Below are 10,502 nucleotides of genomic sequence, written 5' to 3' on the forward strand. Positions count from 1 at the left end.
GTCCCGCCCCCAGAGAAACGTGCTGTCGTCGACGACCCTAGGCGTGACCTACGACACTGACCAGCCCCCCGGCGCCGTCGAGTGCGACGAACGGGCGCGGGACGGGCGCGGGACGGGCGCGGGACAGCTGGTCCTCAGGCGCCCGGCTGCGCCTCGAGCTGCTGCGGCGGCGCGGCGGCGTACGCCCGGGAGAGGCGGCGGTAGGGCGCGGAGGCGAGGGCCACCAGGACCGTCACGCCCATGATCGCGCCGGCCAGCATGAAGACCAGCGCGATGCCCCGGGCGTCGCCGTCACCGACCAGCCAGCGCCACGTGTCGCGGCCCCGGTCGGTCTCCATGTAGGGGATGAGGGCGAACTCCGCGATCGGGCCGATGAGGAACGCCGAGACCGGGCTGGCCGCCACCTCGACGCTCTGGGCGAGGCCGAAGACCCGGCCCTGGGTGCGGAAGGGCACGACGCGCTGGAGGATCGTCTGCTCGGCCGACTCCGCCGCCGGGATGATCGCCATGAAGGCGAAGATGCCGAGGACGTAGAGCCAGGCCCACTCGCGCAGCGTGAAGGTGAGGCCGATGAGGGCGACGCCGAGGTTGACCAGCAACAGGGTGCGCACGGGGTTGCGGCCCAGGCCGAAGCGGGCGACCAGGCCGCCGCCGACCACGAAGCCGAGACCGGTGACGCCGAGCACCAGGCCCCACGCCTCGACGCTGAACAGCTCGAGGCCGTAGGGGTCCATCAGCGCCATGTAGACACCGCCGACGAGGTTGTTGAAGGTCGAGAAGAGGATGAGCGCGACCAGACCGGGAACCGCCCTGATCGCCGCGACCGCGCCGCGGACGTCGAACCTGGCCCCGCCCGCCTCGGTGTCGGGCACGAGCTCGGGGATCACGACCGGCGCCAGGTGCGCCAGCGAGAGCCCCGTGAGCGCGATCGCGACGGCGAGCGTCCATCCCATGCCGAGCAGGCCGACGCTGAGCCCGGAGAACACGCTGGTGATCATGAACGCGACGCCCTGGACGGTGCCGACCAGGCCGTTGGCCTTGTCGCGGCCGTCCTCGGGCACCAGCAGGGTCACCGTCGTGGACAGCGCGATGTTGCGCAGGCTCTCGACCACGCCGCCCACCAGGACCACCGCGGTGAACAGCCAGAACCACGCGCTGCCCCAGTCGGCGAGCCGGTCCTCGCCCAGCAGCAGCCACAGCCCGCCGGCCAGGCCGTAGGCCACGAGCGTGACGGTCGACGACACGACCATCACCTGCTTCTTGCGGTGCCGGTCGACGAGGGTGCCGAACCAGGTGCCGAGCACGGCGGTGAAGAGCATGTAGCCACCGCCGATGATCGCGGTGGCCATCACCGACCGGGTCTCGAGGTAGGCCCAGAACGTGAGCGCGAACCACAGGTAGCTGGACGTCACGTTGGCGACCAGCGTGTTGCCCAGCACCTGCCGGAACGCGCGCAGCGTCTCGGGGCCGCGGCTCACGCCGGGCGGCAGGTGGGCCTCGACCTGCGGGGCAGCCGGGTCCGCGGGGACCGGGTCCACGTCCTCGAGCGGCATGCGTCGAGCCTAGGTGCGACCACCGACGGCGCGCCTCCCGTTTCCGCTGCGTCAGGGGAGCGACGTGACCGGGCTCCACCCGTCCCACATCGCCGCCACGTGCCGCGCGTCGGTCCCGCAGCACCCGCCCACGACCCGCACGCAGTCCAGGTCGGCCGCCAGGGCCCGGGTGCGGGCGGCGAGGTCGTCGAGGTCGCCCTCGTCGAGCTCCTCGGCCTCGTCGAGCTCGGCGTGGGTGAGCCGCGAGGAGTTCACCCGCAGGCCGACCAGCCGGTCCTGCCACGCTCCTCCGTCGAGCCCGGGGCGCACGTGGTCGGGGTGGGCGCAGTTGACCAGCAGGTGCACCGCCCCGGCGTCCGTCGCCGCGTCGAGGGCGGTCACCGCGTCCGCCAGGCGCGTACCGTCCGGGAGCCGGCCGTCGGTCTCCACCGTGAACGACACGGCGGTCGGGAGGCCGGCGTCCCGTCCGGCCCGGACCACCCCGACCGCCTCGGCCACCGTCGTCAACGTGTACGCCGTCGCGAGGTCGGCGCCCGCCTCCGCGAGGGCGCCGAGCTGGTGGCAGTGGTAGTCGGCGTAGGCATCGGCGTCGAGGTCGCCGGCGGTGTAGCCGTCGCCGCGGGGCCCGACCATGCCGCCCACCAGCACGTCGCCGACCGCGTCGCCCACCTCGTCGGCGAGCGCACGCAGGAAGGCGACGGCGTCGCGGTTGACCCGGGCCGTCGCCCCGGCGTCGTACCCGAGGCGGGCGCCCCAGTCGGTGCTCGCCCGCCAGGTCGGTGTCTCCAGCAGCAGTCCGGCGCCCGCCCGCGCCGCCACCTCGGCGTACGCCCGGTAGTACGCGGCGAGAAGCCGGCGGCCCGCGCCGTCGTCGAGGAGCGGGAACGCTGCGAAGTCGGGGAGGTCGACCCCGTGGTGGAACAGCAGGTCGGTCTCGAGCCCGCCGTCGGTCACCCACCCCCGCTCGGTGTCGGGCAGCTGCCAGGTCGCGTTCACGGGCGCCTCCGGGTGTGGTCGGTCCGTCCGGTCTAGCACCGCGCCGGCGCGGGCGTCAGCCGCGGTCTGGACCGCGGCGGCGCAGCAGGCGGGTCTCCACGCCCCAGAACACGGCGGCCAGGACGAGCCCGAAGACCAGGATGGCGACCAGCGTCGTCGCGACCGTGGCGTAGCCGAGCTCCTCCACGTTGGCGAAGCCGTAGGGGTAGGCGTGCACGACCGCGCCGCGCACCAGCATCCACACGATCCACACCAGGGGGATGACCAGCGCAAGGGGCACCTCACGCAGCGTGACCCACCCGCGCGGACCCCAGACCACCCAGACCACCACGGTGAGGACCGGCGTGACGACGTGGAGCACCGGGTCGGTGAGCAGCGACCACCCGGTCACGTCCACCGTCGGGGCGAGCAGCACCTGGTAGACGATCGCCGTCACCGTGATCATCAGCAGCCCCGACAGGCGCAGCACCCGGGTCGCGGCGCTCGCCCGCAGCGGTCGCGCCAGCAGCAGGGTCAGGGAGACGGCCACGACGACGTTGGACCAGATCGTGAAGTAGCTCAGCGTGTCGACCACCCGGGTCAGGGCCCCGGCCGCCCCGACGGCGGTGTCCCCGTAGAGGCCGGGCTCGACGGGCGCACGGTCGTAGCCGTCGAGCGCCGAGATGACGAGCGTCGCCGTGAGGCCGAACCACGCGACGGCGGCGTTGACGGCATACGCTCGCCGCGCGGTCGTCGTGGGCTGGTGGGCGTCGGGCGCGGTCGTCGGCGTGGGCTCAGGCTGGGTCGTGGGCTGGGGCTCGGAGGTCGGCACGGGGTGGAGTATCGCGCCCCGCCCCCGAAGTCCCCGGATATCCGGGGAAGTTGCCGCTTCGAGGCCGAAGCTTCGCGTACGAAGTGGCAGGTTCGACCGCGAAGCACGGCCAGGGGCTCAGGCAGGCGGGAACGACTCCGCGACCCGCGTCAGCTCGGCGACGTACGCCGGCCAGTCGGTGCCGTCGGGCAGGTTGCTGACGTCCTCGCGCAGCCCGGCTGCGCCGTCGAGGCCCTCGCGGATCACGTCGGCCTGGCCGGCGTGCCGGGACAGCTCGGCCACCACGTGGACGATGATGCGCTGCAGGCTCACCGTGGCCCGCTCCTCGGGCCACCACGGCACCCGGCCCTCGGCGTCGAGCGGCAGCGCGGCGATGGTCTCGTCGGCGAACGCCCACACCGAGCGGTAGAAGTCGACCAGCTCGGTGGTCGAGATGTCGGCCGGCACCCGCCAGTCGGCCTGCGGGTCGGCCTCGCCCTCCGCGTCGGTGACGTAGGCGGGTGCGTCCTCGTCGGGCCACGCCCGGCCGAACGTCGGCCCGAAGTAGCCGATCTCGACGTTGGCGCAATGACGCACGATCCCGAGCAGGTGGGTGCCCGTCGGCGTGCGGGGCAGCCGTACCTCCTGCTCCCCGAGACCGTCCAGCTTCCACACCAGCGCCTCCCGCGCCTGCTGGAGGTAGTGCTGGAGGGCTGGCTTGGGGTCCCGGAGGTCGCTCATCCCCCGCACTATGCCCGCCGGGCGCCCCCGAGATCCCCGGATATCCGGGGAAGTTGCCGCTTCGAGGCCGAAGCTTCGCGTACCAAGCGGCAGTTCCGGCCGCGAAGTACGGTCGGGGCGTGAGCGCGCGCGTCCATGCCATCCACCTGGCCCCGGGACGGCGGCTGCCGACGAAGCAGGTGCCCGAGGTGGAGGCCGAGGCGGGCCGGGGCCTGGTGGGCGACCGCTACCACGGCACCCGGCACCGCCACGTGACCGTGCAGTCGCTCGACGACCTCGCCGCGGCCGCCGAGGTGCTGGGTCGTGAGGTCGACCCCGGCCTGACCCGCCGCAACGTCACCGTGGACGCCGGCCCGCTGCCGACCCGGCCCGGCGAGCGGCTGACCATCGGCGACGTCGAGCTCGAGGTGGTCCGCATCGCCGCCCCGTGCCGGCTGCTCGACGACTGGCTCGGGGAGGGCGCGATGGCCGCCCTGAAGTCACCGCGCGGTGGCACTGTGTTCCGGCTGCTGACCTCCGGCACGATCCGCGTCGGCGACCCCGTCGTCCGACCGTAGTCCGTATGAAATGGGTCGTCGGGAGCGGCCCACGGCGACCCCACTGATACGGACTACCCCGGGGGAGGGGGAGGGTCAGGGGTTCTGCACGAGGTGCAGCAGCGTCCCGTCGGGGTCGACGAGGTGGGCGATCCGCATCCCCGACTCCTCGACGGCCGGCGGGTGCAGCCGCGGCCAGCCGGTACGCCGCTCGGGCACGCCGGCGCGCACGCAGACGTCGTACAACGCGTCGAGGTCGTCGACCCGCAGGCAGCACCCGGCCGAGGTCGTGGCGGGGTCGACCCCGGGGTCGGGGAAGAACTCGAGCACCAGGCCGCCGCGCGCCAGGATCATCCAGCCGGGGTCGCGGTACGTCGCCGTGAACCCGAGCGCGGCGTAGAACGCCTCCGTCGCGTCGAGGTCGCGCGAGGGGAGGTTCGGGGTGGCGTGGTCGGCCATGGGACCACGCTAGACGCACGACAGCCCGGGCCCCGCGAGGGACCCGGGCTGCCGGAGGCGACTCAGCGCAGGTCGAACCGGTCGTTGTCCATGACCTGGGTCCAGGCCGCGACGAAGTCGGCGACGAACTTCTCGCCGGCGTCCTCGCTCGCGTAGACCTCGGCCAGCGCCCGCAGCTGCGAGTTGGAGCCGAGCACCAGGTCGACCGCGGTGGCGGTCCAGCGCAGGTCACCGGAGGCGACGTCGCGGATCTCGTAGACGCCCTCGTCGGACTGCGAGGCCTTCCACTGCGTGCCGGGCGAGAGCAGGTTGACGAAGAAGTCGTTCGTCAGCTGGCCCGGACGCTCGGTCAGCACGCCGTGCGACGTCTCGCCGGCGGTGGCGCCCAGCGACCGCAGGCCGCCCAGCAGCACCGTCATCTGCGGAGCCGACAGGCCGAGCATGTAGGCCTTGTCGACCAGCAGCTTCTCCGGCTGCAGCTTCTCACCGGGGCGGGCCCAGTTGCGGAAGCCGTCGGCGCGCGGCTCGAGCCAGCGCATCGAGTCGACGTCGGTCTGCTCCTGGGTGGCGTCGGTGCGGCCGGGGTGGAACGGGACGCTCACGTCGTGGCCGGCGTCCTTGGCCGCCTTCTCGATCGCGGCGGCACCACCGAGCACGATCAGGTCGGCCAGCGAGACCTGCGCGCCGCTGGCGGCGTTGAACTCCTGCTGCACGCGCTCGATCGCCGCCAGCGAGGCGTCGAGGTCGAGGTCGGCGTGCACCGCCCACCCGCGCTGGGGCTCCAGGCGGATGCGCGCACCGTTGGCTCCACCGCGCCGGTCGGTGTGGCGGAAGGTCGCGGCGGAGGCCCAGGCCAGCGAGACCAGCTGGGCGACCGAGAGGCCGGAGTCGAGCAGCTTCTCCTTGAGGGTCGCCACGTCGGCGTCGCCGACCAGCTCGCCCTCGACCGCCGGGACCGGGTCCTGCCAGAGCTGCGCCTCCGGCACCCAGGGGCCGAGCAGGTGCGGGCCGACCGGGCCCATGTCGCGGTGCAGCAGCTTGTACCAGGCCTTGGCGAACGCCTCGGCGAACTGGTCGGGGTTCTCCAGGAAGCGGCGCGAGATCTTCTCGTACGCCGGGTCGAAGCGCAGCGCGAGGTCGGAGGTCAGCATCGTCGGGCGGTGCTTCTTCTGCGGGTCGTGCGCGTCGGGGATGATCGCGTCGTCGGTCTTCGCGACCCACTGGTTGGCGCCGGCCGGGCTCTCGGTGAGCTCCCACTCGTAGCCGAAGAGGATCTCGAAGTAGCGGTTGCTCCACTGGGTGGGGACGTCGGTCCAGGTGACCTCGAGGCCGGACGTGATCGTGTCGGCGCCCTTGCCGGAGCCGTGCGAGCTGAGCCAGCCCAGGCCCTGGTTCTCCAGCGGGGCACCCTCGGGCTCGGGGCCGATCAGGTCGGCGTCGCCGTTGCCGTGGGTCTTGCCGAAGGTGTGGCCGCCGGCGATGAGGGCGACGGTCTCCTCGTCGTTCATCGCCATCCGGGCGAACGTCTCGCGGATGTCGCGCGCGGACGCCACGGGGTCGGGGTTGCCGTTGGGCCCCTCGGGGTTGACGTAGATCAGGCCCATCTGCACGGCGCCGAGGTTCTCGCCGAGCTCGCGCTCGCCGGCGTAGCGCTCGTCGCCGAGCCAGGTGTCCTCGGGGCCCCAGTAGATCTCCTCGGGCTCCCACACGTCCTCGCGGCCGAACGCGAAGCCGAAGGTCTCGAAGCCCATGTCCTCGAGCGCGACGTTGCCGGCGAGCACCAGCAGGTCGGCCCACGAGATCTTCTGGCCGTACTTCTGCTTGACCGGCCACAGCAGCCGGCGGGCCTTGTCGAGGTTGGCGTTGTCGGGCCAGGAGTTGAGGGGGGCGAAGCGCTGGCCGCCGTCACCGGCGCCGCCGCGGCCGTCCTGCACGCGGTACGTGCCGGCGGAGTGCCAGCTCATCCGGATCATCAGGCCGCCGTAGTGACCGAAGTCGGCGGGCCACCAGTCCTGGGAGCTGCGCAGGGTCTGCGCGATGTCGGCCTTGAGCGCCTCGACGTCGAGCTGGGCGAACGCCTCGCGGTAGCTGAAGTCGGCGCCCAGCGGGTTGCCCTTCGGCGAGTGGGCGTGCAGCACCGACAGGTCGAGCTGGTTGGGCCACCAGTCCTGGTTGGTGCGCGGGCGGTGACCCTTCGGCTCGGGCGAGTCGATGACGGGGTTCTCGCTCTCGCTCCCCTGGGCGGTCGCCGAGTCGTGCATGACCGGGCAGCCTCCCTCGGCCTTCCGGTCCACCCCCTGGGGGCTCTCGGGCGTGGTGTCCTGGCTGTCGCTCATGTCGTTCCTCTCGGATGCGGGTGGGGTCACGGGCGGTCGGGCTGCGGGGCGCTCCCGGCGGTGCGGGCGGCGCAGGCGGGGCACAGGCCCCAGTAGGTGACCTCGGCCTCGTCGATGACGAAGCCGTGGTCGTCGGAGGCGTCGAGGCACGGCCGGTGGCCGACCGCGCAGTCGACGTCGGCGACCGTGCCGCAGGAGCGGCACACGACGTGGTGGTGGTTGTCGCCGACGCGCAGCTCGTAGCGCGCCACCGACCCGGCGGGCTGGATGCGGCGGACGATGCCGTGGTCGGCCAGCGCACCGAGGACGTCGTAGACCGCCTGGTGCGAGACCGTCGGCTCCTCCGAGCGCACGGCGGCGAGCACGCTGGCGGTGTCGGCGTGCGGGTGGCTGCGCACCGCACGCAGCACGGCGAGGCGCGGGCGGGTCACCCGCAGGTCCGCGCCGCGGAGCAGCTGCACGAAGTCAGCCTCGGTGTGGTCGTCCATCGCTCCCACCCTGCCGGGCTTTCTTGAACGAGTCAAGTCTTTCCGGGGGGTGTCCGCGTTCGCCGGGTAGTCCAGTGGCAGGACGTGACAGGAGCGCTCCAACGGCAACGTTTTGCCACTGGACTACCCCGACCGAGGGCGCGTCCGGGGTAGTCCACCGGCACGTGGTCGTCAGGCCGGCGCAACGACGACCACCCGGTGGACTACCCCAGGCCGGCGGCGTCCTCGAGCCACGCCCGGGCGCGGTCGAGGTCGGCCGGCGAGGGGCGGGTCGTGGGCAGCAGGCTGGTGGGCCGCGGCACGCGGTCGTGCCAGAAGAGGCCCGTCGGCGGGGCCGGCTCGACGGCGGCAAGCCAGACGCTGGTGTCGGCGCCCTGGGCGTCGTCGCGCAGCACGGGGCGGGTGAGCCGCCGGAACATGGGCAGCGACTCCTGCACGCCCGGGGTGTCAGCCCAGCCGGGGTGCATGACCGCGACGGTGAGGTCGTCCCAGCGCCGGGCGAGCAGCGGGGCCAGCTCGACCTGCATCCGCTTCGACCGGGCGTAGGCGGTCGTGGGCGAGTGGTCGCCGGTCAGGTAGCCGGGGTCGTCGGCGCGCAGCCCCTGGGCGTACATCCCGCCGCTGCCCACCAGCACCACCCGTCCGCCGCGGAGCGGGCCGCGCAGCGCCTCGGTCATGACGACCGGACCGAGGACGTGCACCGCCATGCTGAGCTCGTGGCCCTGGGCCGACTCCGTGCGCTCGGTCGGCATCACGCCGGCGTTGTGGACCACGGCGCGCAGCTCGGCGACCTCGGTCGCGAAGTCCGCGGCGAAGCGGCGTACGTCGTCGAGGTCGCCGACGTCGCAGCGCCACAGGCGCAGCCGGGCGCCCGGCTGCGCGCCCCGGATCCGCTCGGCGGCCCCCTCGCCCTTCGCCTCGTCGCGGACGAGCAGGTGGACGGTCGCGTCGAGGTCGGCGAGCCCGGCGGCGGTGGCGACGCCGAGGCCGGAGCTCGCGCCGGTCACCAGCACGTGGCGACCCTCGAGCGCCCCGGCTGCCGGGTCGGCCGGCCACCCCGGCAGCGCCCGCCGGACCGCGAGGCCGAGGGAGGTGTAGCCGAGCACCACCGACCGGTCCAGGGCCGTGTCGACGGCGCGGGCCAGGAGCGGCCGCACCGCCGACGAGGTCACGGGCTCAGCTCGCGTCGAGGCGGGCCAGCTCGTCGGCGCTGAGCTCGATCTCCGCGGCTGCTGCCGAGTCGGTGATCGAGGAGGGGCGCTTGGCCCCGGGGATCGGGATCACGACCGGCGACTGGGCGAGCTCCCAGGCCAGCGCGACCTGCTGCGCGCTGACGCCGCGGTCCTGCGCGATCTCGGCGAAGGCCGGGTGCTTGTCGGCGAGCTCCTTGGCGTCGGAGAGCCCACCCAGCGGGCTCCAGGGCAGGAACGCCAGGCCCAGCTCGTCGCACACGTCGATCTCGGGCTTGCTGGAGCGGAACTTGGGGCTGAACTGGTTCTGCACGCTCACCAGCGCGTCGCCGAGGACGGCGTGCGCCGCGCGGATCTGCTCGGGGTCGGCGTTGGAGAGCCCGACCGCCGCGACCTTGCCGCTGTCGGCGATCTCCTTGAGCGTGGCGATCACCTCGTCGTAGGGCACCTTCGGGTCCGGACGGTGGTGCTGCCACAGCGCGATCTGCTCGACCCCGAGGCGCTGGAGACTGGCGTCGACGGCGCTGCGGAGGTGGTCGGCGGAGCTGTCGGTGTCCCAGCCGCCGCCGTCGGTGCGGACGTGGCCGCCCTTGGTGGCGAGCAGGACACGGTCGCGCACGCCGAGCTCATCGAGGAGGGAGGCGATCAGCCGCTCGTTCTCGCCCTGCGCGTCGGCACCCTTCTCGTCGCCGGGGCCGTAGGCGTCGGCGGTGTCGAAGAGGGTCACGCCGGCGTCGAGGGCGGCGGTGACCGTGTCGAGCAGCTGCTGGCGCGGCTGCGAGCCGGTCTGGTCGAAGGTCATCAGGCCCAGGCCGATCGCGCCGACCTGCTGGTTTCCGAGGGTGCGTGTCTGCATGCCCTCGAGACTACGAGGGGTCGACCAACCCGTTGCGCTGCGCCCAGAGGGCCGCCTGGGTGCGGTCGGCGACGCCGATGCGCTGGTAGGCCGAGGTCAGGTGGGCCTTCACCGTCCGCTCGGTCACCCCGAGGCGCTGGGCGATCTGCTTGTTGAGCAGACCCTGCACCACGAGCCGCAGCACCTCGGTCTCCCGAGGCGAGAGCCCTGCTCCCGCGTCGGGCGCGGCGTCGGCGCGTGCGGCGAGCAGCCGGCGCGCGGCGCGCGGGTCGATCGGCGATTCGCCCCGGGCCACCGCGCGGATGCCGTCGAGCAGCGCGTCGGGCTCGGCGTCCTTGAGCAGGTAGCCCACGGCGCCGGCGTCGATGGCGGCGTGGATGCGGGCCTGGTCTGAGAACGACGTCAGCACCAGGACCTCGGTGCCGAGCTCCTCGGCCAGGATCGTGCGGGTCGCCTCCACCCCGTCGACCTCCGGCATCTGCAGGTCCATCAGCGCCACGTCGGGACGCAGCTCGCGGACCAGCGCGACCGCCTCCGCGCCGTTGGCGGCGACGCCG

11 protein-coding genes are annotated in these 10,502 nt (G+C 73.6%); 1 reads left to right on the top strand and 10 read right to left on the bottom strand.

Annotated features, from left to right (window positions below):
- Window positions 1-134: 134 nt before the first annotated feature.
- From ACFFJG_RS09615 to ACFFJG_RS09630, 4 genes are all read right to left on the bottom strand, one after another.
- Window positions 135-1,553, bottom strand: a complete 1,419-nt coding sequence (locus tag ACFFJG_RS09615; protein ID WP_378518414.1) for an MFS transporter — start codon at window positions 1,551-1,553, stop codon at window positions 135-137.
- Between the two features lie 51 nt (window positions 1,554-1,604).
- Window positions 1,605-2,549 (bottom strand): homocysteine S-methyltransferase family protein, encoded by a 945-nt coding sequence (locus tag ACFFJG_RS09620; protein ID WP_378518416.1) that lies wholly within the window; start codon window positions 2,547-2,549, stop codon window positions 1,605-1,607.
- 55 nt (window positions 2,550-2,604) lie between these two features.
- Window positions 2,605-3,360, bottom strand: a complete 756-nt coding sequence (locus tag ACFFJG_RS09625) for a Pr6Pr family membrane protein (protein ID WP_378518417.1) — start codon at window positions 3,358-3,360, stop codon at window positions 2,605-2,607.
- A gap of 117 nt (window positions 3,361-3,477) precedes the next feature.
- A complete protein-coding gene (locus tag ACFFJG_RS09630) occupies window positions 3,478-4,080 on the bottom strand; it encodes a DinB family protein (protein WP_378518418.1) in 603 nt (200 codons plus the stop codon).
- A 119-nt stretch (window positions 4,081-4,199) separates the two neighbouring features.
- Here ACFFJG_RS09630 and ACFFJG_RS09635 point away from each other — a divergent pair, with 119 nt between their 5' ends.
- The gene (locus ACFFJG_RS09635; protein ID WP_378518419.1) at window positions 4,200-4,637 is read left to right on the top strand and encodes an MOSC domain-containing protein; all 438 of its coding nucleotides are present in this window, start codon (window positions 4,200-4,202) and stop codon (window positions 4,635-4,637) included.
- A 75-nt stretch (window positions 4,638-4,712) separates the two neighbouring features.
- Here ACFFJG_RS09635 and ACFFJG_RS09640 read toward each other — a convergent pair whose 3' ends face one another.
- The 6 genes from ACFFJG_RS09640 to ACFFJG_RS09665 all read right to left on the bottom strand — a co-directional run.
- Window positions 4,713-5,075 (bottom strand): bleomycin resistance protein, encoded by a 363-nt coding sequence (locus tag ACFFJG_RS09640; protein WP_378518420.1) that lies wholly within the window; start codon window positions 5,073-5,075, stop codon window positions 4,713-4,715.
- A 62-nt stretch (window positions 5,076-5,137) separates the two neighbouring features.
- Complete coding sequence (gene katG, locus ACFFJG_RS09645; RefSeq protein WP_378518421.1) at window positions 5,138-7,411, bottom strand: catalase/peroxidase HPI; 2,274 nt, start codon at window positions 7,409-7,411, stop codon at window positions 5,138-5,140.
- A gap of 26 nt (window positions 7,412-7,437) precedes the next feature.
- The gene (locus ACFFJG_RS09650; protein ID WP_378518423.1) at window positions 7,438-7,899 is read right to left on the bottom strand and encodes a Fur family transcriptional regulator; all 462 of its coding nucleotides are present in this window, start codon (window positions 7,897-7,899) and stop codon (window positions 7,438-7,440) included.
- A gap of 203 nt (window positions 7,900-8,102) precedes the next feature.
- Window positions 8,103-9,071 (bottom strand): SDR family NAD(P)-dependent oxidoreductase, encoded by a 969-nt coding sequence (locus ACFFJG_RS09655; protein WP_378518424.1) that lies wholly within the window; start codon window positions 9,069-9,071, stop codon window positions 8,103-8,105.
- 4 nt (window positions 9,072-9,075) lie between these two features.
- Window positions 9,076-9,945: an aldo/keto reductase gene (locus ACFFJG_RS09660; RefSeq protein ID WP_378518425.1), complete on the bottom strand. Its 870-nt coding sequence runs from the start codon at window positions 9,943-9,945 to the stop codon at window positions 9,076-9,078.
- 10 nt (window positions 9,946-9,955) lie between these two features.
- Window positions 9,956-10,502: response regulator (locus ACFFJG_RS09665; RefSeq protein WP_378518427.1), on the bottom strand; the 547-nt coding region annotated here is incomplete at its 5' end.

The organism is Nocardioides zeicaulis, assembly GCF_042432345.1.
Classification (GTDB): domain Bacteria; phylum Actinomycetota; class Actinomycetes; order Propionibacteriales; family Nocardioidaceae; genus Nocardioides; species Nocardioides zeicaulis.

Coding starts and splice junctions, on each gene's coding strand:
- ACFFJG_RS09615 (WP_378518414.1), bottom strand. CDS start 1,553: ATGCCGCTCGAGGACGTGGACCCGGTCCCCGCGGACCCGGCTGCCCCG.
- ACFFJG_RS09630 (WP_378518418.1), bottom strand. CDS start 4,080: ATGAGCGACCTCCGGGACCCCAAGCCAGCCCTCCAGCACTACCTCCAG.
- ACFFJG_RS09640 (WP_378518420.1), bottom strand. CDS start 5,075: ATGGCCGACCACGCCACCCCGAACCTCCCCTCGCGCGACCTCGACGCG.
- katG (WP_378518421.1), bottom strand. CDS start 7,411: ATGAGCGACAGCCAGGACACCACGCCCGAGAGCCCCCAGGGGGTGGAC.
- ACFFJG_RS09650 (WP_378518423.1), bottom strand. CDS start 7,899: ATGGACGACCACACCGAGGCTGACTTCGTGCAGCTGCTCCGCGGCGCG.
- ACFFJG_RS09660 (WP_378518425.1), bottom strand. CDS start 9,945: ATGCAGACACGCACCCTCGGAAACCAGCAGGTCGGCGCGATCGGCCTG.